The 23,338-nt window shown below is 59.3% G+C and carries 18 protein-coding genes and 1 pseudogene; 5 read left to right on the plus strand and 14 right to left on the minus strand.

The annotated features are described in order from the left end of the window. Position 1: 1 nt before the first annotated feature. From ACMXYI_RS26470 to ACMXYI_RS26490, 5 genes are all read right to left on the minus strand, one after another. Entirely contained in the window at positions 2–1,432 is a 1,431-nt protein-coding gene (locus ACMXYI_RS26470) for a sigma-54-dependent transcriptional regulator (protein WP_415769825.1), read from the minus strand. Next, a complete protein-coding gene (locus tag ACMXYI_RS26475; protein ID WP_415769826.1) occupies positions 1,401–2,894 on the minus strand; it encodes an ATP-binding protein in 1,494 nt (497 codons plus the stop codon). Before ACMXYI_RS26475 ends, ACMXYI_RS26470 begins: the two co-directional genes overlap by 32 nt. 102 nt (positions 2,895–2,996) lie before the next feature. Next, complete coding sequence (locus ACMXYI_RS26480; RefSeq protein ID WP_415769828.1) at positions 2,997–4,019, minus strand: SCO family protein; 1,023 nt, start codon at positions 4,017–4,019, stop codon at positions 2,997–2,999. A gap of 17 nt (positions 4,020–4,036) precedes the next feature. Then, entirely contained in the window at positions 4,037–6,844 is a 2,808-nt protein-coding gene (locus ACMXYI_RS26485; protein WP_415769830.1) for a multicopper oxidase domain-containing protein, read from the minus strand. A gap of 189 nt (positions 6,845–7,033) precedes the next feature. Then, positions 7,034–8,482, minus strand: a complete 1,449-nt coding sequence (locus ACMXYI_RS26490) for a sensor histidine kinase (RefSeq protein WP_415769832.1) — start codon at positions 8,480–8,482, stop codon at positions 7,034–7,036. A gap of 283 nt (positions 8,483–8,765) precedes the next feature. On the opposite strand from ACMXYI_RS26490, the gene ACMXYI_RS26495 reads away from it, so the two are divergent. The 3 genes and pseudogenes from ACMXYI_RS26495 to ACMXYI_RS26505 all read left to right on the plus strand — a co-directional run. After that, positions 8,766–10,112 carry a hypothetical protein gene (locus ACMXYI_RS26495; protein ID WP_415769834.1) on the plus strand — a complete coding sequence of 449 codons (1,347 nt, stop codon included), beginning with the start codon at positions 8,766–8,768 and terminating at the stop codon, positions 10,110–10,112. Positions 10,113–10,147: 35 nt separating this feature from the next. Beyond that, positions 10,148–12,391, plus strand: coding sequence for an Ig-like domain-containing protein (locus tag ACMXYI_RS26500; protein ID WP_415769836.1), 2,244 nt, complete (start codon positions 10,148–10,150; stop codon positions 12,389–12,391). 217 nt (positions 12,392–12,608) lie between these two features. Then, a pseudogene (locus ACMXYI_RS26505) lies at positions 12,609–12,842 on the plus strand (curlin); the annotation flags it as partial. Between the two features lie 275 nt (positions 12,843–13,117). Here the strand turns inward: ACMXYI_RS26505 and ACMXYI_RS26510 are convergent. Continuing rightward, positions 13,118–13,435 (minus strand): DUF6124 family protein, encoded by a 318-nt coding sequence (locus ACMXYI_RS26510; protein ID WP_415769838.1) that lies wholly within the window; start codon positions 13,433–13,435, stop codon positions 13,118–13,120. Positions 13,436–14,168: 733 nt separating this feature from the next. Between ACMXYI_RS26510 and ACMXYI_RS26515 the strand changes: the two genes are divergently transcribed. Continuing rightward, positions 14,169–15,512, plus strand: a complete 1,344-nt coding sequence (locus ACMXYI_RS26515) for a hypothetical protein (protein WP_415769840.1) — start codon at positions 14,169–14,171, stop codon at positions 15,510–15,512. Then, positions 15,509–16,291: a hypothetical protein gene (locus ACMXYI_RS26520; RefSeq protein WP_415769842.1), complete on the plus strand. Its 783-nt coding sequence runs from the start codon at positions 15,509–15,511 to the stop codon at positions 16,289–16,291. The genes ACMXYI_RS26515 and ACMXYI_RS26520 overlap by 4 nt, the downstream gene beginning before the upstream one ends. Positions 16,292–16,747: 456 nt before the next feature. Here the strand turns inward: ACMXYI_RS26520 and ACMXYI_RS26525 are convergent. The 8 genes from ACMXYI_RS26525 to ACMXYI_RS26560 all read right to left on the minus strand — a co-directional run bounded on the left by ACMXYI_RS26525 (position 16,748) and on the right by ACMXYI_RS26560 (position 23,338). After that, a protein-coding gene (locus ACMXYI_RS26525) for an IS3 family transposase (protein ID WP_415768804.1) occupies positions 16,748–18,276 on the minus strand; the annotation gives its coding sequence in 2 pieces (ribosomal slippage) (positions 16,748–17,811 and positions 17,811–18,276; 1,530 coding nt in all). A 262-nt stretch (positions 18,277–18,538) separates the two neighbouring features. Then, positions 18,539–19,084 carry a type II secretion system protein gene (locus tag ACMXYI_RS26530; RefSeq protein ID WP_415769843.1) on the minus strand — a complete coding sequence of 182 codons (546 nt, stop codon included), beginning with the start codon at positions 19,082–19,084 and terminating at the stop codon, positions 18,539–18,541. After that, complete coding sequence (locus ACMXYI_RS26535) at positions 19,059–19,433, minus strand: type II secretion system protein (RefSeq protein WP_056746582.1); 375 nt, start codon at positions 19,431–19,433, stop codon at positions 19,059–19,061. The genes ACMXYI_RS26530 and ACMXYI_RS26535 overlap by 26 nt, the downstream gene beginning before the upstream one ends. A gap of 4 nt (positions 19,434–19,437) precedes the next feature. Then, positions 19,438–19,911: a type II secretion system protein gene (locus ACMXYI_RS26540; protein WP_415769845.1), complete on the minus strand. Its 474-nt coding sequence runs from the start codon at positions 19,909–19,911 to the stop codon at positions 19,438–19,440. 2 nt (positions 19,912–19,913) lie between these two features. Beyond that, positions 19,914–21,743, minus strand: a complete 1,830-nt coding sequence (locus ACMXYI_RS26545) for a secretin N-terminal domain-containing protein (protein WP_415769847.1) — start codon at positions 21,741–21,743, stop codon at positions 19,914–19,916. Beyond that, the gene (locus tag ACMXYI_RS26550) at positions 21,740–22,258 is read right to left on the minus strand and encodes a hypothetical protein (protein WP_415769848.1); all 519 of its coding nucleotides are present in this window, start codon (positions 22,256–22,258) and stop codon (positions 21,740–21,742) included. Before ACMXYI_RS26550 ends, ACMXYI_RS26545 begins: the two co-directional genes overlap by 4 nt. After that, positions 22,258–22,806: a GspMb/PilO family protein gene (locus ACMXYI_RS26555; protein WP_415769850.1), complete on the minus strand. Its 549-nt coding sequence runs from the start codon at positions 22,804–22,806 to the stop codon at positions 22,258–22,260. The genes ACMXYI_RS26550 and ACMXYI_RS26555 overlap by 1 nt, the downstream gene beginning before the upstream one ends. Further along, positions 22,793–23,338, minus strand: coding sequence for a PilN domain-containing protein (locus tag ACMXYI_RS26560; RefSeq protein ID WP_415769852.1), 546 nt, complete (start codon positions 23,336–23,338; stop codon positions 22,793–22,795). Before ACMXYI_RS26560 ends, ACMXYI_RS26555 begins: the two co-directional genes overlap by 14 nt.

A 23,338-nucleotide genomic window follows, 5' to 3' on the forward strand; every position in this document is an offset into this window, starting at 1 on the left:
CCTACCACTGGCGTTTCTCCGGGCGCGCGAGACCGAGCTTCTCGATTCGGTAGCGCAGCATGTCGCGGCTCAGGCCCAGCAGCCGTGCGGACTTGGTGACGTTCCAGTCGGTCTTGTCGAGCATCTTGCGCACCATGTCGCGCTCCACTTCCGGAAGGTTCATGGACTCGGTGCCGTTGTAGACCGGACGCGGCTCGTAGTGTTGCGGCTCTTGCTGGAACACCAGCGGCTCATCCACCAGACTCAGGCACACGTTCAATTGATGGGCGGCGATGGTGTCGCTCTGGGCCAGCAACACGGTTTGCTCAAGCATGTTGCGCAACTCGCGCACGTTGCCCGGCCAGCTGTAGCTGAGCAGCAATTCCTCGGCCTGATCGCTGAAATACAGGTTCGGTTTGCCATAGCGTTTGCCGTGGACCGCCAGGAAGTGTCGAGCCAGCAGCAGGATGTCTGCACCACGGGCATACAGGCGCGGCACCTTGATCGAGATGATCCGCAAACGGAAGAACAGATCACGGCGGAACTTGCCCTGCTGGACCATTTGTTCGAGGTTGCAGTTGGTCGCACTGATCACCCGCAAATCGACCTTGCGCTCCTTGACCGAGCCGACCCGGCGGATCGTCCGGTCCTCCAGCAGCTTCAGCAGTTTGGCTTGCAGCAACAGGTCCATCTCGCCGACTTCATCGAGAAACAGCGTCCCGCCATCGGCCGCTTCCACCAGCCCGACGCGGCGGTCCTTGGCGTCGGTGAAGGCGCCCTTCTCGTGACCGAACAGCTCTGACTCCACCAGGTTGGAAGGAATCGAGGCGCAGTTGAATTCAATGAACGGACCTTTGCTGCGCGGGCCGTCGAAGTGCAACGCACGGGCCACCAGTTCCTTGCCGGTGCCGGTCTCGCCTTCCACCAACACCGGTGGCAGATCGGTATTGGCCATGCGCCGCTCGGCGTCGAGTAACTGGCCAATGGTGCTTTTCAGGTACTGCATCGGTGCCGATTCACCGATCAATGCCTGCACCCCTGACTTCTGCGCTTCGCGCTCCTGATAGAACGACAGTGTGCGCTCCATTCGGTCGGTGGCCAGGGCCTTGTCCAGCAGCAGCTTCAGTTCCGGCAGCGCCACCGGTTTGGTGACGTAATGGAAAGCGCCCTCTTTCATCGCCACCACGGCGTCTTCGACATTACCGTAGCCGGTCATCATGATCACTTTCAGATCCGGCGCGCTGATGCGCAGCTTCTGGATCAGGTCGTGACCGCTCATGCCCGGCAGCGAGTTATCGGTCAGCACCACGTCCGGGACGAAAGTGCCCAATTGGTCCAGCGCGTCCTCAGCCGAGTGGCAGACCGTCACCTCGAAGTCCTTGCGCTCCAGGTAGGTCTGAATATTCTCGGCGAGGAGTTCATCATCCTCGACCAGCAGAATGCTGTGCTCCATATACCCCTCCCGTTGCCACTTTAAAATTGAGACAAACGCGGGTTCCTTCCTGCTCTCGGCTGGTCAGTTCGACCGAGCCTTCGAAACGCTCCATTATTCTTTTGGCCAGGGCCAGGCCCACGCCCAACCCTCCTTGTTTGGTGGTGAAAAACGGCTTGAAGGCCATTTGTTGTTGCTGTGTGGTCATGCCCTTGCCGGTATCGCTCAGGGTCATGCGCACGAGTCCGGGCTGCGGCGTTTCGATATCGATACTCAGCACGCCGCCCTTGGGCATGGCTTCCAGGGCATTGGCAAACAGGCTGTTAAGAATTTGCGTGAGCAACACCTGTTGGCTGATGACTGGCGGACAACTCTGAGGGGTGAAATGCACGTCGATGCCGGAGCGTTTAATCAGCGCGTCAAACGCACTCAACGTGTCGTCGATGACCAGCACCAGGTCTACCGTTTCGTAGTCGTCGTTCACGGGGCGCAATGACACCAGCAACTCCCGAACCCAGCGCGACATGCGGTCGACCTGACTGATGATGTCGCCGATGTTCTTCTGCGCATTCTGGCTGGCGATTTCCTGAGCCAGTTCGGCGCTGGAACGAATGTTGGCCAACGGATTGCGCAAGCTGTGGGCCACCGCCGAGGACATTTCCCCCAGCGCGACGAAGGTCTCGTTGCTGATCAGTTGTTTCTGCTGGCTCTGCAGCAGCCTGGCCGCATGCCGTACAATCCAGAACAGTCCGAGGTAGATGGCCAGGCCGCCGAGCAGGGTTGCCAGCCAGATCGACTTGAAGCCACGCTGGATGCGTTCCACCAGGTCCACGGGTTCCTTGTAGATCTCCACCATGGCGATCACTTTGCTTTTGTCGGCATTGAACATCGGGATGTAGTTCTCGATGAACAGGTATTCAGGCTCGCGCAGCAGTTGCTGCTCGGGACGTTCCTCATCGATTTCGTGGTAGCTGGTGGACACGGGTTCCTTCATTTCGAAAGACTCGTCCAGTTCCTCATCACCTTCGACGCGCATGCCAATCATTTGCGCATTGGTCGACCAGACCACGGTGCGATCCAGGGCGTACACCACCGCCAACAGCGTGTCCGGCAGGTGTTCGACATGATCGAGAAACTCTATGCGGGCAGCGGCACGGGCCGCCGGGTCTACGTCGGGATAGGCAATGTCATCGCGCGGATCGAGCATTTCACCCATGGTTCTTTGCAGGGTGATGCCGGCATGGCGAATTTCTGCATCACCAATGGCCTGAATGAACTGCGCAGTCAGCATGGAATCACGTTCGATACTCTCATCGAGGACGAAACGCGTGGACACGTAGCCCAACCCCAGCGCCACGACGGCGATGATGAAAAAGCTGCCCAGGGAAAACCAGCGCAGCAAATTGAACTGTCCTCGCCAGCCCTTGCCTTCTGCTGCCGACATAGCCGACGCAGGTATTTTTTGTTGTTCTGGTATCTGCATAGGTCCTTCCCGGATGCCTTGCATCAAGCCTTTTCAGCCGTGTTCCGGATCAGTGTAGGTGGCATTGATCGAGACTGACGGCCCCAATGTAGTATTAAGCCGCTATTGCGTTTGCGCCGCCTGCAGCGGTTGCTGACGATCGGTCTCTTCTTGCAAAAACCCCACGATGGACTGCGCAGCGTTCTCATCCAGGCGCAGGTTGGGCATGGGGATTTTGTCGAAACGTTCAAACAGCTCCAGCGCGATCGGGTCTTTTTCCGCCAGCATGCGGTCCGGCTCGCGAATCCAGCGACTCAGCCAGGCCGGATCACGCAAACGAGTGACGCCGATCAGGTCCGGGCCAATGCTGCGCATGCCAATGCCCTGCCCGTCCATCGGACCCAGGCTGTGACACGATGCGCAACGGGTGCGAAACAGTTCTTCGCCGTTGCTCGGCGGGCGAATATCGGGCGCATTCGCGTAGTTTTCTTCAATGCTGGGCTGTTTCCAGTTGTGCAGCGTGTTGGCCAACTGATCGGCCAGAATCCACGGATTTTCGAAAGGTGAAGCTTTCATCCAGCGGCCCGTGGTCTGGTTGCCGACAATCAGGCTCAGGTTGTGGTCCTTGCTGCGCCCGTTGTCGACGCCTTCGATAAACAGCCCGAGTTTTTTCCGCAGATCGGTGACGTCGGCAAACTCCCCGGTCAGAAACTTCCAGCCCGGCCCGACCTTGAAGCGTTGTGCGTAGGCCTTGAGCACTTCAGGTGTATCGCTCAAGGGATCAATGCTGATGGAGTAGAAAAAAATGTCCTGGCCGACCCGGTCCCCCAGCAAATTCTGCACCTGACGCAGGCGCGCGGTTTCCAACGGACAGGAGTCGCTGCACGTAGTGAAGATGAAATTGATCACCACCACCTTGTCCTTGATCAAATCATCGAAGAAACGCACCTGCCGACCGTCCTGATCGGTCAGCAAGGTGTTGGGGAAGTAATCACCGGCCCAAGGCGTCGCCGACTCCGTCGGTGACGCTGACACCGACGGAGCAGCGTCATGTGCCACCAGCACCCAACTGGCCAGCAGGCAGGTGATCAACATCAAAATCAGGTACATGCCCAGGGCGCGGGAGCGCGGCGTATGCATTTTCATGTCGGCTCCCTCGCGGCTCATGGTTTGGCCACCGCTTTAGGGCCATAGCCGTCGCCAATGCGGAAGGTTGGCAGCGCGGCGGAGTTCACGTAGCGCACACCATCCCAACTTGGCAGCGGTGTCGGCATCAACTGGAATTGCCCGGGTTTCTCAATGTCCCAGCGCAGCAGCATGGAGTTGTCCTCATGCTGAGTGTTGTGACAGTGCTCCATGTATGTCCCGGCGAACTCGCGGAAGTTGATCGCTATTTCGACGTTGTCCAGGCCATCCTTTTCCGGGCCGATGCGGTACACGTCCTTGCGTGCCCATTTTTCCCATTCCGGTGGCGCCTTGCCGCCGCGGGTGATGATGACCCCCTCCTCGAAGTGCACATGCACCGGATGGCTCCAGCCCTCGCCGCCGAGCTTGATGTTCCACACTTCCAGGGTGCCGAAACCGGCGACACCGGCATCGGTGGGGCCACTGGCCAGTTGGAGCGCCGCGTTCAAACGCCGTGGGTCCATGGAGAAACCGAAACCGCCATCCGTCTTGACCGTCCACGGTGCTTCATCGGTGCCGTCGGAACGGCCGAAGGTGAAGGTGCGGTGACGGGCTTTGGCCAGCAGCGCCTTGTCGGCGATGTTGTCGCGGTGAATCTTCAGCGGGATCATCACCAGGCCTTCAGCCTTGCCCGGTTTGGCTGGTTCATAAGCAGCCGGGTCCATGGCCAGGTCCTGACCGGTGTACGCCTTGACGTTGAATTGCAACACCTTGCCTACCGCAGGATCACCGTCTTCCCACTTCGGCCCCTTGCTGGTTTGCTTGATGATTGCCTTGTATTTCTCGGACAGCACGTCAGCCAGGGAGACGGGTTCTTCCGGGCCCTTGCCGTCTTCGTGCACCAGCAGGTTGACGAAGAACAGCTTGTCGCCCGCCTTGACCCCGTTTTTCGCGAAGTTGACGATGATGTCGAAACGTTCGGCGATGCCCATGGTTGGCAGGATCGCGTTGTGGTTCTGTTTATCGCCGTCGGCATCCAGGTCCATGCTGCCGTCGAACGGCACGCTGTGTTCCATGATGTTGCCGTCGTTGGCAATCATGTGGAACGGCACGCGGGCATACGACACGCCCGACCCGGCAGGCCCTTGAAACTCCCCGCCGGTGCCCTTGATCTCGCGCACCAGCGCCAGTTTGAAGTAGCGCGACACTGAGCCATTGAGCATGCGGAACCGATAGCTGCGGGCGCGCACATCCAAGGACGGTTTCCACTGCCAGTTGACCAGCACCTGATCACCGAGGAAGCCATCGGTATTGAACGGGTTGAACCACAATTGACCGTTCTTATCCCACGCCTTGTCGGCAAACAGCAGGTTGACGTCGTAGTCACGGTTACCCCAGGGCAAGGCGCTGCCACTGGGAAGACGCAGGTTGACGCCGTCATTTACCGATTCATTGCCGCGGTCCAGGGCGCTGTAGTAGTTCATCATCGCCGCGTTGCCCTTGTAGACGTTCTGCGCGGTGAAATCGAGCATGTGGTCGTGGAACCAGTGGGTGCTCATGGTTTCGCGCCAGTCGCCGCGGATCTTGATCGTGCCGTTGTCGCAGGTCTTGCGACTGGGGATGAGGTCGTTGGTCCACAGGGTTTCGCCAGGCGCGCACGGAAACGCTGCACGCGGGTCTTCAGCCTTGGTGTTGATGCTGTCGTAGCCGGCCAACTGGATCGGCCAGCGATAGTCGTAAAACTGCCCGGGGAAGAAAAACGCGTTGGCATAACCGTCGCTTTCCGCCGGTGCGTGGCCGTTGTGTTCGTGGGTGGTGATGGTGTGCAGACCAAAACCCATGTTCGCCGACGGGTCGATCGGCAAGCCGTTGTAATGGCGCATCAACACGGGTTGCCCGTAACGCACCATGAGCAATTTGGGCGGCAAGGTGCCGTCGAACGTCCAGACCGAGTTGTGTTTCTGCACCGGCATTTTCGGGTGAAAACGAGCATCGACACCTTTGGCGGTGCCTGCGGTCGCCGGCACGCCTGCCACATTGTAATAAAGGCCACCGGGGCCAAACTCTCCCATGGCATAGCGGTGCATCTGACGACTGTCACGCAAACCGGTATTCAACCGTGCGCCGACTTGCACGGTCTTGTAGGCCATCTGCGGGTAAAACTCGTTCCAACGCTGGTGCGACCAGCCTTTTCCTGGCGGACGGCCTTCAGCCGAGGAGCCGATACGGCGGTTGAGGAAAAATTCAATCTGCTTCTGCCAAGGGTTGCGGTCGACCACGTTGGAATACAGGCTGGGGAACGGAGTCAAGCCCGGTTGACGCAAGAACGCGTCGAGAGCCGCACTCGGCGGAGCGCTGCGTGCGACGCTGGTGGGGTCTTGTTGCGGCAGCGGGCCGATGGTGGCGGGTGGAAAGGGCAACGGCGCCGCCGGGGTAGTGGGGTCGAGTTTTTCCGGGCCGAACTCTTCGAACAGCACCAACTGCTGAGTGAACGGCAGCGCACCGTACAGTGGGCTGGGCTTTCCGTTAGTTGGGTAATTGAAACTGGTCTGCAGCACCGGCGGCAGGATATTTTCTACCCGCGTGGTGTTTTTGCTGCCTTTGACGCCAGCCGGCAAATCGAAGGAATCCAGGTTAGCCGGGGGCATGGTCAAAATGGCGTTCAACGCCGCGGCTTTGTCAGCCGGTTCATCGTAGTAAGCCGAGGGGTCGGAAGGTTCTGGCTGTCGCTCGTCGTCGATGGGGCTGGCGCGCAGAGTCGCTGTGCCCAGCGTCATTGTCAGAAGAACGCTCAGAGGCGTCAGGAGGCCGAGCAATTTGAAGGGGTACCGCGTTTTTCTGTCCATCACCAGCCGCCTCGTAGTCATGCGTCATGAAGGGGGTAATGGGGGTGGTGCAAGGAACTCGCCAGATGCAACCGCTTTTTACGAAAGTATTAATACTCATCAAAACAATGGCTTATAAACATCAATGTGCCATTACTGGGGAACGACTGGGGGATGACACCCGCTAACGGGGAAAGTTCACACCCGTTTTCAGGGGACCAATTTGAACGACAGACGGACACTCGTGCCCTCGCCTTCACGGCTTTCCAGGGTCACCGCACCGCCAAACCGCTCCATGATCCGCTTGACCAGCACCAGCCCGACACCCAGCCCGCCTTGTTTGGTGGTGAAAAACGGGCGGAAGGCCATGCTGCGCTGTTCTTCGCTCATGCCTTTGCCGGTGTCGCTCACCACCACGCTGAGGCCACGGGAATCGGTCGGCTCCAATGTGATGGTTAACGTGCCGCTCTTGTCCATGGCTTCCAGTGCGTTGGCCAGCAAACTGTTGAGGATCTGCGTCAACTGCACCTGCTGGCTCAGGACCATGGGCGTCAGCTTCGGATCGAACACCACGTGGACCGAGGCTTTGGCAATTTGATGCTCGAAGGCCATCAGGCTGTCATGCAGCGCCGCCACCAGATTGACAGGCTCGGCTTCATCGTTGAGCGGCCGCAAGGATTGCAGCAGCTCCCTCACCCACTTCGACATGCGATCCACTTGGCCGATGATGTCATTGATGTTCTTGTGGGCCGGGCCGCTGTCGAACTCCAGCGCCAGTTCGGCGCTTGAACGGATGGTCGCCAGCGGATTACGCAAACTGTGGGCGACCGCCGACGACATCTCGCCCAGGACGACAAAGGTTTCGTTGGTGATCAGTTGCTTTTGCTGCGTCGCCAGCAAAATGGCCGCCCGGCGCACGATCCAGTACAGCCCCAGGTAAATCAGCCCGCCACCCAGTGCAGTGGCCAGCCAGATCAACACCAGGCCGCGCTCCATGCGGCTGATCAGGTCCTTGGGTTCCTTGTAGATCTCAACCATCGCCGTGACTTTGTCGCCGTCGGCATCGAACAACGGAATGTAGTTCTCGATGAAGATGTATTCCGGAGGCGTCACAAACTTCTGTTCCAAGCGGCTCTTGTCCACATCGTGATAACTGGCCGACACAGGAATTCTGGAAGCAAAGGCTTTCTCCAGGTCTTCGTCGGCGTGGATCGTGGTGCCCATTAACGCCGGATTGGTCGACCAAATCACCATGCGGTCGGGGGCATAGATGTTGGCCAGAATCACGTCCGGCAAGTGCGCGATATGGTCGAGGAATTCGCCCCGGGCAATGGCGCGGGCCAGCGGGTCGACGCCGGAAAAGTTTTTGTCGTTACGCGGATCGAGCAGTTCGCCCATGGTCCGCACGTTGGGAATCGATACGTGGCGCACCTCGACCAAGGCAATCGCCTGAATGAACTGGGACGTCAACAACGCATCACGCTGCACGCTTTCGGTAATCACGAACCGGGTAGACACCGCCCCCAACGCCACCGCCACCGTGCCAATCACCGCCATGCTGATGAGCGAAAACCAGCGCAGTAAATTGAACGGCTGCTTGCGCGAGCTCAGGCGAATATCACCCTCCTCGGCCTGGAGTGTTTGAGTAGGCATGTCCATGGACGTGTTCCCGACGATTCCCCCTATAGGGTTATAGCCCACTCAGGGTCGTTTGCCCGACGTTGGGTCTCGTCCCCCCCACTTTGTCCTTATCCCCATCTACCCCCAATCCTGGGGACAGTGGCCCGCGCCCAAAAACCGCGCGCCGATGCCGTTTGTGAGTGACACGCCCGCGCCTCGGGCCTCTGCCGACCGTTTTCGCCGGTTGGTATGGAAGTTGCCGACCCCCTCCCAACTGACCCGTCTCCATGGGGCAGGCATTCCGATATAGAGGGCTTAACTCATGCACCCTTTACTGTCCAAAACCGCGGCCGCGCTGGTCGTTAGCGCACTGGCCCAAGGCGTCGCCCAGGCGGCGCTGTTTGCCGTCGACCCCGGCCCCTACGTGCCAGCCAACGGCGCGTTCGCCGCCTGGTATCAGGACACTCATGGTCGAACCCTCGAGCTTTGCCTGTCCAAGGCCGTCAGCTCGCGAGTGCCCAGCGCACCGGGCGCACCGACGTACATGTGCAACTTGCTGCCGGCACCCGGGATCTTCGACGACACGCAACCGCTCGTCTTCCCGACCAACTTCCCCGATGAGGCGTTCTGGTTCACCGGCGACGGCACCATCGTCGACGCAGCCCGAGGTATCGACCTGACCTATGTCAGCGCCGTTGAAGCCGCCTTCAGCGGTGGCGACCCAGTCGAAGGTGACCAGATCAGCTTCGCCCGCATCCGCCTGCGTGTCGATGTACCGAGCGCGGGCACCTACGTCATTACCCACCCCTACGGCGTCGATGTCTTCAACGTCGACACCCCCGGGCGTCGGGCGATCAACATGACCCGGGACATCGGTATCGGCGTGCCGAAAACCTACGACGGTGCCCTTAAGGGCGATGTCGGGCCGTTCCTGCGCAGCGTCAATGGCCCCTACACCGAGACCAATCCGGTCACCGGTTCAGCCGAGCAATTCGTCGGCGACCCGAACCTGGTGGAAGCCTTCACCGGCAGCCCTTTCAATACCAACTACATCCGCATTGAAGGACCCAACGGGCTGGATTTGCGCACTACGGTGATGGCCATCTCCGGCAAGTTGGCGACAATGGCACGGCCGACGCCAATGATCACCCAGCGCAGCACCTACTCGCGTAAACCCGGCGCCAGCGCTCCGGTGGCCCAGCAAGACGTGTTCGTCCTGGCCCCGCCGCCACCGGCCAAAGTGACTCTGGACAGCAACAACCCGGTATTGAACCTTACCGAGGCCAACACCACCGGCAACTGGTATGCGCAGTCTTCGACCAACCCGAGCTTGCCGAGCACTTTGCAAGTAACCGCCGACAACCACCTGGCCATCGCTAGCAGCACACCGACCACCTTACCCATGCCCCTGACGGACCTGGTGGTGATTTCACGTGCCGAATACAGCCTCAGCACCGGGCAAATAACGGTCGTGGCCTCGACCAGCGACGAAACTTCGCCTCCGGTGCTCACTGCCACCTCTGGCACAGGTGTCGCCATTGGCGCCCTCAGTGGCGATGGCGCAGTGAAATCCCTGGCCACCGGCATCTCGCCGATACCACCAGCCAAGGTTCGGGTGATGTCATCCAATGGCGGCAGCGACACCGAAGAAGTGGTCATCGTGCAATGAACGCTCACATGCCCAGATCCTCATCAGGAGGCATCATGAATAATTGGCCACGCCTGGCGCTCAACGCACTGGGACTGACTCTATCGCTGTCCGGCAGTGCATTCGCGCAACTCGCTGCCGTCGACCCCGGTCCTTACACCTTCGCTACCGGGAAATTCCCGATGTGGTATCAGGACAACAATATGCTGTCGATGGAACTGTGCCAGTCCCGGGCCGCGAGCTCGCGAGTGCCGGCTGCCACGCCACCGGCCTACATGTGTACCCTGCTGCCGGCACCGGGCATTTTCGACGACACCCTGCCGATGGTATTCCCGGATAACTGGCCAGACGAAGCCTTCTGGTTCCTCGCCGAGACCAACATTCCCAACAACGCCGCTGGCTATGGAATGGACGCCTACGTGGCCGGGATAGAAGCCGCTTTTGCCGGCGGAAATCCGCTCGATGGCGATCAAATCAGCTTTGCGCGGATTCGTATGCGGATCAACGTGCCCGTCGCCGGTACCTACACCATTACTCACCCTTATGGCGTGGAAACGGTCAATGTCACCACACCCGGTCGTCGCGCAATCAACATCACCAGAGACATCGGCGTCGGTGTGCCGGGAGTTTTCAACGGGGCATTGAACGGTGCTATCGGACCCTTCCTGCGCAGCGTCAACGGCCCCTACACCGAAGTGAACCCGGACACCGGCGCGATCGAAACCTTCGTCGGCGACCCGAACCTCACCGAACAAGTCACCGGCAGCCCCAACAACACCAACTTTGTACGCATCCAGGGCCCGGCCGGGACGATCCAAAGCAACCTGTTCACGCTGTCCGGCAAAGTCCTCGACAATCGTGCGCAAACCCATGTCGACCTTAGCCGTGCAACCTACCGTCGCATCACCTCGGGCACCGGTACCAGCACCCGGGTCGAAGTCTTTGGCAAAGCGGACAACAGCTCTACCTTGTGCTTCCGCGAAACCCTCGCCCTTGTGCCAGGCCCACCGCCTTCACCCTGCCTGACCAATATGGTGGGTGACGGCACCGGGTTGTACTTCGGTCAACGCCTGCTCAGCGGCCCCGTGCCTCCGGTCGTGGTGCTCACCGCCACCAACCCGGCCGGCACCACCCGCCCTACGGCGGTCTCGAGCAAGCTCACCGACCTGGTGAAAATCCAGACTGCTCGCTACAACTGGAGCAATCACAGCCTGCTGATCGAGGCCACGTCCACTGACGAAGTGGCGGTGCCAGACATGGTCGCGCAGGGTTACGGACGCCTGTCGAAAACCGGCACCCTGCAAAAAATCACCGTCGCTGATCTGTCCCAGCCACCCGCCACTGTGACGGTCAAATCCGCCGCGGGCGGCAGTGACACCGAGCCTGTCGTCGTGGTTGGTTCTGCACCGAATACCGGTGAGAACCAGGCGCCACTGTCCGTGGCCGACACCGGCAGCACCAGCTTCGGCGTGCCGATCACCCTTAACCTGCTGGCCAACGACAGCGATCCGGACGGCAACACGCCGCTGAGCATCACCGCGCTGACCCCACCGGCCGCAGGCCAAGGCACCGTGGCGTTGAGCGGCACGACTGCGGTGATCTACACCCCGCCCGCCGTGGTCACTGTGCCGTTAACCACGACCTTCACCTACAAGGCTCAAGACATCAAAGGCCTGGCTTCGGCTACCCCAGCGACCGTGACCATCACCGTGGCGCCTAACCGGCCACCGGTGGCGGTTGCCGACAGCATCGCAACCCTGGGCGTGGCGGTTCCGATCAACGTGTTGGCCAACGACACCGATCCGGAAGGCAACGTGCCTTTGGCGGTCGCCAGCCTGACCCAACCTGCGGCCGGCCGTGGCACGGTCAGCAGCAACGGCACGGTGATCACTTACACCCCACCGGCCACGGTCACGACGGCCTTCACCACGACCTTCACCTACATCGCCCGGGACAGCTTCGGCGCCCTATCGACACCGGCCACGGTCACCGTGCAAGTCTCGCCAAGGCCTGCTGCGGAAACCTTCACGGTGACCACGGCGACGGTGTCGGCTCGCTCCAACAACCGCTTCACCTGGGACTTTGCAGGGACCTCATCGGTGACCACCGGCAACACCATCACCATCAAGGTTTCCACCCCGACCGGGCTGGCAACCCTGGGCACCACCACGGTACCGGCGAACGGTCGCTGGAAGCTGACGGTGAACAACACCACCACGGTGATTCCGTCGGCGAACCCGACAGCCACCATCACCTCGTCCCAAGGCACCGTGCGCACGGTCTCGGTGATCTCGAACTGAGCCCTCGCCCCACCCGCCGATTCGGTGGGTGGGGCCGGCGTCTTCCCAAAGGACGTAGCCATGAAAACCTCGAAGCGCCACCCTGCTCTGCCTGCTTGTGCTTTGCAGCAGTGCGGGTGTGCGCGCCGATGACTTGATGGAAAACGATGACCTGGGCCCCGGTGGCGATCTGGGAGAGTTACCACCACCGGTTGGCCAGCACGCGCTGATCGACCAGAACGGCAACAACACCAAATTCGACCAGTTCGGCACCGGCAATCAGGCGTTCACCACGCATCTGTATGGCAGCGACAACCTGATCACGGTCAAACAGACTGACACCATGAACGTGGCCTATATCACTCAGGGCGGCACCGGCAACATTGCCACCGTCACTCAGAGTGGCATGACCCAGACGGCGACCGTGCAGCAGCTGGGTACTGACAACAAGGCGACTGTGCTGCAGCAATAATCGCAAGGCGTAAAAAAACCGCGACCCTGGGTGGGGGGCGCGGTTTTTTTTGGCTTGTGAACACGATCCCTGTAGGAGCATGGCTTGCCCGCGAAGAACGATGACACGGTCAAACTGCCGAATGCCTAACTGTGGCGAGGGAGCTTGCTCCCGCTCGGCGGCGAAGCCGTCGTAACACCAGCGAATGCGGTGTGTCAGTAGAAATGTGTTTGCCGGGTTTGGGGCCGCTTCGCAGCCCAGCGGGAGCAAGCTCCCTCGCCACAATGGTTCAGCGGTTAGTCCTGCTGATCGATGTTATCCAACGCCCGATTTACCGCCAGGTCGGCCAGCATGATGACCTGCTGGATGCCCAATAACATGCTGCGCTGTGGCCCCTCCACAAACACCGCGAAATCACTGGCCATGACACTCGCCGAAGCCAGCGATTCACAGGCGTGAGCCAACAGGCTTTCAGTGTCCATGTCCGCGACGATAGCGAACATTCTGCTGGGGTTGTGGGAGGCGGAGTTTTTGAGAAAGGCGGGGTTGAGGTGGAGGTCAGCGGTAGTGCTTTCGGTTTCTGATTCGGGGGGATTGGGTGTGGGTTTGAACATGGTGAAGCTCCTTTGGAAAATAGCGCCACCAGAACCTGTCGCTAAACAAGTAAGGGTGGCGACTGTATGCAGGTTAGCGAACCGGTCAAAGGCACCCGGTAGATCCGAAGATCTCCCGCATACAGCCACCATAACGTAATTGCAGACGTCAAAAGTCTGCAAGAAAGTCTGGAGCACTGATGCACTTTGAATAGTCCGGGTCGCTAAACCCGGCCGCTGAATTCAGCGGCCCGGAAACGATAAAGACCCGGTACAAAGCGCACAAGCCGGCGGATTCTGGCGCAGTCGTAGGCAACGGCGCAAGGATCTGTAGCTTTCAGGAAGTAACTCTAAACACCATTAAACACGCCCCTCGAATCAGTACACATTCCCTGTGGGAGCGAGCCTGCTCGCGATTGCGGTGTGTCATTCAACATTGATGTCAGCTGACCCATGTCATCGTCGGAACGCCGCCCGGAGCAAGCTCGCTCCCACAGGGGATTGAGTACGGCCGGGAACAACTGCTCGGCTGTCAGGCCGTCTCGCGTGTTTTGTGCACGACGCGGATCAACTGTGGGAGCGTGGCTTGCCCGCGATTGGCCCTGTCATTCAGCCAGTAACCCGCTGACAAACCACCCTCCCCCTAACACCGCAAAAAATTCGGACTTCCCCTACAAGCCAAACAGAATCCCCCGGCATCCACCCCAGAGCCCGATCGCCAAAGTGCCCCGTTTCCAAGGACCGGGCGACAAGCGTGACCAAACTCATCCCCCAACACCAACTCGCTGGCCAGCGCGGCCAGGTACTCGACAGCCATCAAGCTGCCGATGCGCTTCGTCAGGCCCTGAACTACCCGTATGACTTGCAAGGCTTCGACGACCTGCTGAATGCCGTGGGCGCCAACCACTCCAACTACATGCAGACCGCCCACCAGCAAAAACTGATCAACGCCGTGAGCAACGGTGATTGGGTGATGGTCACGCCTCGCGCCAAACTAGATAACGGTGGCGCTTCATGGAACGGTTTCAAGACCAAGCCCGAACCATCACCGGCGCAACATCTGGTCGAAGATCACGACTTCACGCAGCCCAAACCGGCGGAGTCGGGATTTTATATTGTTGAAAAGCCCATGAGTCTTGAGTCGCTGGAACGCTCGCTGTACGAGAGCTCGCCAAGCGATGCGTTACGTCGCGAATTTCGTTCGCTCAATCGCCATCTGGGTGAGCACATGAAGCCGGGGCAAATGGTGATTTTCAGCGATTCACGGCACTACATGTGCCGGCGTGAAGAGGCGCAGATGATGATTGCTGCGCAGAAGGTCAACGACGCGCTCAAGGATCTGAGTGATGAAGAAGCTTCGTTCATGGTTGAGCACCATGAGGTGATTGAGCCGTTTCTGGAGGTGTCGGCGGGGTCGTTGGGTGTGGCGTCGTTCATGATCGGGCAGCATCTGGAAAGCCTGAAATCTACGCTTACCGAGCTCGAGAAATTGCATCAGCAACAGTACCGCCAGCACGGGCATTTGCGTTCAAGGGATTTCTTTACTCAGCGTAAACGGATGCTTGCGAAGGTAAATGCGAGCCTTGGTCCTATGGTTCGCAAAGGAGCTGGTATTCCGGATCACCCCAAGCTCAAGCGGGCATTGGGACTTTCCAGTCGCCGTACGCTCCACCATTGGGGTAAGGCGGGCTCTCCGACGCAGTTGCCAGGTTATGCAACAAACATTGAGGGCGTTGCTCGTGCAGCAAAGTACATGAAGGCTGGTGGATACGTCGGGATCGGGCTGGCAATAGGTGCGGCGGGAATGAGAGTTGAGGAAGTATGTCGCGCCGGAAATGCGGAAAAATGCACGCAGTCCAAATATGTCGAGGGAGGTAAGCTGACCGGTAGCATCAGTGGCGGCGTTGCTGCAGGCTATGCCGCAAAAAAACTAATGAATTACGGGGTTTGCGCAGCGATTGGTTTGGAAACAGCCGGGGTGGGCGGCATTGTCTGTGCGTTGATTGTGTCCGGCGCTGTCGCAAGCGTTACAGGAACAGCTGGCTCTGAAATAGGCGGTGAGGTGGGTGAAAAATTGTTTGAGATTTCACGACCATGAAAGACATCGAAAACCTCAGACTTCTGGCATGGACGAGCATATTTTTTCTGATTTTTCTTAGCCAGGCCATCCTGTTCTACGTTGCCTACTTCAAGCTCGACGAGTTGGAAAAACAGTTCAGCATCTCCGATGGTGTCGAAGTCAATCTCAGAATTATGGGCAGCGGACCGGCAGGTCGTTTTCACCGATTGCGTCATATAAGCGCCTTGTTGGGGTGCACCAACCATCTGCACTTGAATGACCCCGGCGCGTTCATCGCCGCTGAACTTGTGCCAGATAATCTAAAAAAATGGATCACCTTCCCGGACGGCCTGTTGTTCATAGGTGTCTCGGGTGGCGCATTTCTTTGGACCCTTGATAAGTTCCGGAACCTACAAATAAACATCGAAAGCCCTATGAGCGAACTTCAACTTATCTACGCGGCGACATGGATAGCACTGCTGGTTCTGACGTTCATGAGTCTGGCGGTGATGGTGTTCGTGGGATGTTTCAAACTCGAAAAAATCGAGATGCATCTTGAGAACTCCCGGTTTGTGGAGTACTACCGCAAGGTAAAGGGCAATGGCTTTTTCGGTCGCAAGTATCGTCTGGGCCACATCAGGACCCTACTACAGGCTCCCGATTCTTTTCTGCTGGAGATAGACCCAGACTCTATCGATGACCTGAACTACTTTCCCCAACAACTGGAACGCTGGGTCATCATTCCTCATCGAATGGCTGCCTTCTCTATTCTCGGACTTCTGGTTACATGGGGATGGGGCACACATTTTGGATTATGAAGAAACACGCGCCCCCACAAACATGGTCGGCTGTCAGGCCGCCATCGCAGCGATGCGGCGACCCGACAAGCCAGTTCCCACATTTGATCTTCAGAGGACACGAATTTTGTTAACGACGAAAATCCACTGTGGGAGCGTGTACACCCGACGCTTCTCACCACTCAATAGGTCGAGCGTTAGCTCGCCTGCAGCTTTTGATCTTGACCCACCCGCCCCTTCGGGAGGCTGAGTGGAGGTGTGCATCTGGGGGGAAGGCGCGAAGCGCCGTGCGGCGAAGCCGCACACATCGAGAGGAGGTTGAAGCGAAGCCAACCGGAGGCGATGCCCCCAGATGAATGCCGGAACGAAGGAACGCCGAGCCTAAGCGAGGGGCCGGACGCTTGGGGCGAGACTTTTTGGTTACTTTTGAGGCGTTCGGTACGTGTCAAGGTACCTGTCGCCTTGGTATTCCTACGGCTAACCCATTGCGGCCTTAACGTCAGGGCGTTCGGGGTTCAAATACACCGTATCTGCCAACTTCCAGTTGCGTGTGCTGGTACTCCAGCGGCTCGGATTAGCTTCCCTGGCATCTTCATACAGCGCTGCTCTGGCCTGTAATAGAGCTGTTGCTTTGCCTTCATGGCGCTCGTTCGGCGTCACGTATTTCAAGGCACTATGACGATGGTCTTCGTTGTACCACTCAATAAATTTTTGCACCCAAAGCCTTGCTTGCGTGACCGTATCAAACGGTTGATCCGGCCAGAGCGGGCAGTACTTTGCCGTGCGAAAAAGTGCTTCGGCGTAGGCATTGTCGTTGCTCACACGAGGTCTGCTAAATGACGGCTCGACGCCCAGAGCAACCATGCTTTCACGCAGCAAAGAACCTCTCATGACGTGGCCATTGTCTGAGTGCAGCACCAAGGGACGACCGGCTGTGTGCTCGCGTAAGCAGCCTTTTTCAAGCAGCTCACACGCATGCTCGCTGCACTCCGATTCATACACTTCATTGGCGACCAATTTACGGCTGTAGATGTCCTTGACCATGTACCAGTAGAAAAAACGGCCCTTAACTGTGCTCGGCAACCAGGTGATATCCCAGCACCACACCTGATTGGGGCCGTCAGCACGATGCGTCGTCAGCACCTTGCGTTTCGGGGCTTTGGCACGACCACGGCGCACGTTTTGATTAGCCGCTTTTAACACACGGTAAAAAGTCGATTCCGAAGCCAGATAGATACCTTCATCTGCCAGCTTGGGAACGATTTGGTGCGGTGTGAGGCTGGCATAGCCAGCCTGATTGGCCGCGCCAAGCACCGCTTGGCGCTCTGCCTCGCTGAGCTTGTTTGATGGCGCTACCCGCTGAGCCACCAGGCGCTTGTCGCAGTCAGTGTGTCGCCAACGTTGAACCGTGCGCAGGCTCAGTCCCAGCTCGTTGCACGCCCGATATCGACGAGCTCCACCCAGTACTGCCTCGGCAATCAACTTCATGGCTTGCGTACGATCAGAGGCACTGATCAGTCTTCCTTGTCCTTGCCCCAGATCGCATTGGCTTTTTTTCTGAGTTCCAGCAAAGCCTCCGCCTCAGCACGTCCAGCATCTGATCGAATCAACTGACGTTCCAGCTCTTTGATCCGTAGTTGCTCGGCAGTTTTCTCTGCGCTGGGTTTCAGGTCAGCAAGGGTATTGGCGTTTTGGCAGGCTTCGCGCCACTGCTGGATTTGCTCAGGATAAATACCTTTGATTCGGCAATATTGAGAGATTTCCACCTCGCTCAACGGCGCGGTTTCCATGACGGCATTGAATTTATCGGCGCTGGACCATTGATCACTGGTCTTCCCGTTTCCGGGCACGATCAAACCTTTATCTCTAGCCATTTGCCTCCAATTACGCAGTGCCTGTGGCGTGACATTGAGTGCAACAGCGAGGTCCGCCACTGAACGATTGAGGGGCGGCATCATTTGCTGTACGGCCCAGTCTTTGAAGTCGTCGGTATAACGCATAGGCATTGTCGTGCACCTTCGCCCTCTTGAGTGAATGAGTCAATCAACAAGGGCGACAAGTAGCCTGACACGGAGGGCGTTTGCCAAAAGTGCCTCGCCGTAAGGGCGAAACCATTAGTGGCCGTTACCGCAGGAATGGATATGTACACCTGAAAGAAATAGGTCGGCTATCAGGCCGCCTTCGCAGTCAAGCCAGCTCCCACAAGGGTTTCGAGTACATATGATGAAGCCATCAGCACCAGCATCTGGGCCGGTAGCCAGTGCCTGTTCATGGCGTCACCGCCCCAACGCCTGAGGCGTTTTTGGATTGGCCTTTGGGCGCGGACGCGCCATCGAGGAAGGCCTTCTCGGCGACGAACTGCCAATCCTTGTAGCTCGCCATGCCGGTGAAGTCCGACCATTGACTGGGGAAATCCGCCTGCTTGAGCGGCGTGTCCGTGGAGGGGCTGCTGAGGCCGGTGATGCGCCCGTCAAAACCGCGCATCAACGTCCATTCGCCACCCCCAATCGGGTCCGGGTAGAGGTTGCGCAAGTGGTGTTTGGGCGACGGAAAACGCTCGTCCTGCAGCAGGTCCGCCAGCGCTTGAGGGTACTGGGCCAAGCCAGGTGAACTGCGGTAATAACTGCGCAATGCCTGAGCGTATTGAGTACCGACCCAGAGCAACTGGCGTTCACGATCACGGCGCGACGCGGTGGACCACAACTCGCCGGCGCTGGCCAGGCCCAGGCCCATCAACATGATCAGAAACAGCACGCCCAGGTAAGTGAACCCGGCCTCATTCGAGGGCTTACCACTCGGAATAAAGGCTGCCATCACGCGCCCTCCCTGTGGCCCCACTTTTGATATCGGCGACTCCGCCCGGGACGCCATCAGGCGGCGCGACCAGCACCCAGAGGTCTTTGCGTTCGGCAATCGGGTCCATCGGCGGGTTGCGCAGGTAACGCTGCTCAACCAACTGTTCGATGGAGTCGGGATAACGCCCGGTGTCGCCGTAGTAGTGATCCAGTGCTTCGCGCATGGCCGACAGGCTCTGGCGCAGCGTGGTCTCTTTCGAGACCTCGAGGCTGTTGAAATAGCGTGGCAAGGCGATGGTCATCAGGGTGGCGATGATTGCCATGACCACCATCAGTTCGAGCAGGGTAAAACCCTTTTCCCGACGCATAATCTCACCACTCCCGGTAGGCGATGCCGTTGAGACCCTTGCCGCGCGCCTTGGAGTAGACGTCAAAGACGTCTTCGCCTTCGCGCGGGTTCTGAGCCGTACTGTCGTAGGAGCGCACGCCCCAGCCGCCTTCGTCGTTACGCTTGACCGGCGCTAGCGGGTCATGGGGCACGCGCCGCAAAAAGAAGAACTTGGCACCCTTGGCGCTGCGCACATCGCGCACACCGTCCACCAGCACTTGCAGGTTCGGCGGGTAGCCGCTGCTGTCCAGGGATTTCTCGATGTAGCCGGCGTCGAACGCACGTTTGTAGGCGTCGATGGCATCGCGAATCTGATACAGCGCCGTGCGCAGTTCCTGCTCCTTGCCCCGGCGCACCACGGTCTCGGTCAGCGGCGCGGCCATGCCGGCCAGCAGGCCGATCAGGGCCAGCGTCACCACGACTTCGATCAGGGTAAAACCGCGTTGCGAGGCCTTCATGATCAAGGCTTCTCGACGACAACGCGGGTGGATGCAACCGGGGCACCGAGGGTTTCTGTGGGGCTCGTCGAGTCCATCCCACGTTCCGGTGCCTGAATGTGCATGCTGGTTTCAGTGCCGGTGGTGAACTCCATGTCCGACGGGCTCTGGTACGGCAGGTTGCGCACGATCCGCGGCGTGATCGACAGCACCAGCTCCGACTTGCCGACGGTGTCCTTGTTGCTGCCGAACAAACGGCCAAGACCTGGAATGTCGCCAAGGCCGGGGATTTTGTTGCCGGTGGCACCATGGTCGTTGCGCATCAGGCCGGCGAGGATCTGGGTTTCGCCGTCATGCAGACGCAGGGTGGTCTGGGCGTTGCGGGTGTCGACCTGAACCGGAATCGTGCCCTGGCGGGTCGGTTCCAGCGGCGTGGCGTTACTCACTTCCAGGGCGATTTTGATCGCCACTTCGTTGTTCAGGTGCACGGTCGGCTGTACTTCAAGTTTAAGACCGACATCGAGGTAGGTGACGCTTTCGGTGATCACCGGCCCTTGAGTCGAAGGCACCGAGGTGGCGCTGATGATCGGCACGCGCTGACCAATGTGGATGCGCGCCTGTTCGCGGTTGCTGACGCGAATCACCGGGCTGGCCAAGGTGTTGATGTCGTTGTCCTGGGCGTTGATCTTGGCCTGCGGCGACGGCGAGATCGAGATTCGGCTGGAGTTGATGCCTTTGAGTTGATCGAGCAGGGTCACGGCCGAGCCGTCGCTGTTGACCACGCCGAAGGTGTTCGGCCATTGCAGGCCAAGGTCGAGAATCCGCTGGGTGGCGACTTCCATCACCTCCACTTCCAGCACCACTTCAGGGTTGGACTGGTCCTGCGATTGCAGGAGTTTTTCGGCCATGCGGACAGCGTCTTCAGAGTCGCGCATGGTCAGGGTATTGAGGCGCTCGTCGACGAACACATCGCGGGTCTTGAGCATGGTTTTGATCATGTTCAGCGCGGTGTTGGCATCGATGCTGGTCAGGTAGAAGGTGCGCATCACCAGCTCTTGGTAATCCTTGAGCTTCTGTGGTGAGTCCGGGTAGATCAGCAAAGTGTTTTCGTTCACCACTTTCTGGTGCAGCTGGTTCTGTTGCAGCAGCAGTTCCACGGCGTCTTCGATGCGCACGTCACGCACGAAAATAGTGGCTTTCATGTCCGGGCGCAGGTCCTTGTCGAAGATGAAATTCAAACCGGCGACCTGCGACAGCACTTCGAAGATGGTTTTCAGGTTGGCTTCGCGAAATTCCAGGGTCACCGGCCGATCGAGACGGGTCCGCAGTTGTGGATACGGAATCACGTTGCGGCTTTGCACCAGGCGGACGTCGCTTTGCAGCTCCAGCGCCCCTTCATTTTTCGGGTCCAGTTCGAGGATCTGTTTGACCTGGCGGTCGGCGCCGTAGATGTCACCGCGACGCAGGTCACCACGGGCCAGTTCGAGTTTTTCATCCAGGCTGCGCATGTGATCGAGCTGGCGCAGCGAGTCCTGGGCACGGCGGTTGTTCGGTTCGATGGTCAACACCCGGCTGTAAGCCTGGCGGGCTGACGCGAAATCACGCTGGGCGCGATCCATGTCGCCCTGGGTCAACAGCGCCGTCACTGCACGAGCACGGCTGCTGTTCAGGGCCAGGTGCAGCTCGGTGTCGCGAGGGTTTTCCTTCAGCCCTTCCTCGATGCGGGCCAGGCCGGCTTCGTATTGTCCCGACTCCATCAGGTCGGTCGCCTCTTGCTTGGCGACCTGCGCCGAACTGCACGCGGCCAGTCCTGCACAAAGGCAAAGGTTCATCAGCAAACGGGATCTGTTCATTGCGTGCTCCCCACAGACAAAGTCTGAGACAAATGCAGAGGCAGATAGACAAAGCTGAGTTCCACGTCGGAAATCCCCTCGATCCGCCAGGTGTCGTCGATCACATCCCCCTTGCGCACGACGTATATTTTTTCGCCGTTCTGCAAAAACACTTGCAGGTCGGAACGGTCATTCAGCTTGCCAATGAACTGGAAAGGCATCGGTGGTGCCGTGGGGACTTGCACCTCCGGGGTCAGGTTGACGGGTTGTTCGGTGACGGTGGCGAGCTGCGGCGCAGCCTTCCAGCTGCGGGCGGCGAACAAGTCACCAACCGGGCTCAGGTCCTTGACCGCTGTCGATGTTTTGCCGGCGGATGTTGCGGGCAGCACACCACGGGTTTTGCTGTTGGTCGGGGTGGCCGCGGCGGCAACCAACGCATCGCCCTCCTCGGACGACGTGAAGTATTCAGGCAACCATGTCAGCGCCGCCGCCACGCCGAAGAACGCCACCCAACCCACTGCGCGTTTGGTATTCATCATGACCTCGACAGGTAAAGGGTCATGCGGATCCGCCCGGTCAGATCGGTGTCGGCGATTTTTTTACGCTGGAACTCCACGTCCTCCACCACCACTGCCGGTAACTGGCCGAGCAAGGCATGCAGGAAGCGCCGCAGTTGCGGGTAGCTGCCGCGCACCGGCAGCAGAATCTGATAACGGGCCAGGTGCGTCTTGGGGTCGATGCCCAGGGAATATTCGCCACGGGCCAGGGTGATGTGCTCCTGAGCGGCCAGTGCGTAAATCTTGTCGATGGCCACGGTGGCCTGCGGCTGGGACGGCAACTTGCTGCGGAAGTCGTCGAGCTGACGTTGCGGCACCACCGGCGCGGCGATACTGCCGTCTTCGACTTTGGCCAGGTACTCGCCGGCTTCGCGCGTCTGCTGGCTGAGCGTTTGCAGCGACTGCCAGTCCGGCATCAGGCCCACCAGGCCATACACCAGCGCCAGCAGCAACATCGCCAGCCCTGCCAGACCGGGAATGCCCAAGCCTTGCAGGTATTCGTGGACGATCAATCTAGGGATTTGCATCGCCAATCTCCCAGCTAGCCGACAGGTTGAATTGCACCGGGTGTTCCGGCACGTTCGCGACGATTTCGTGGCTGAGCAGCGACACATCGGACAGCTCGTCGCTGGCTTCGAGGCTGCGGTGGAAGTCGAGCATGGCTTCCAGATCCCGCGCTTCGGCGCTGATTCGCACCTGGCCTTTGCGGGCATCCGGGGTCAGGGTCAATAACGCAATATCGTCCCGTGGCATGGCTTCGAGCATGGCGAACAGACGCTCCCAAGGCCGGCGCAATTGCTGGGACACCTTGCGCATCTCGGCCAGGTTGTGCGCCTGTTCGCGGGTTTCGGCCGGGGTCAGGCTGACCTTGCCGCCCGTGTCACCGGTGAGTACGCGCTGAGTGGTTTGCAAATGGCCTTGCTGTTGCGCGGCCTGTTCGCTGAGGTGCTGCTGAACCAGCACGCAGGCCAGCGTCAGCACCACGCCACCGACCAGCAGGCTCCAGCCCAAAGGGCCCGAGCGACGGCGCGGCTGGAAGTCGAGCATCAGGGCGCGCAT

It is taken from the genome of Pseudomonas lyxosi, assembly GCF_047758685.1.
Lineage (GTDB): Bacteria > Pseudomonadota > Gammaproteobacteria > Pseudomonadales > Pseudomonadaceae > Aquipseudomonas > Aquipseudomonas lyxosi.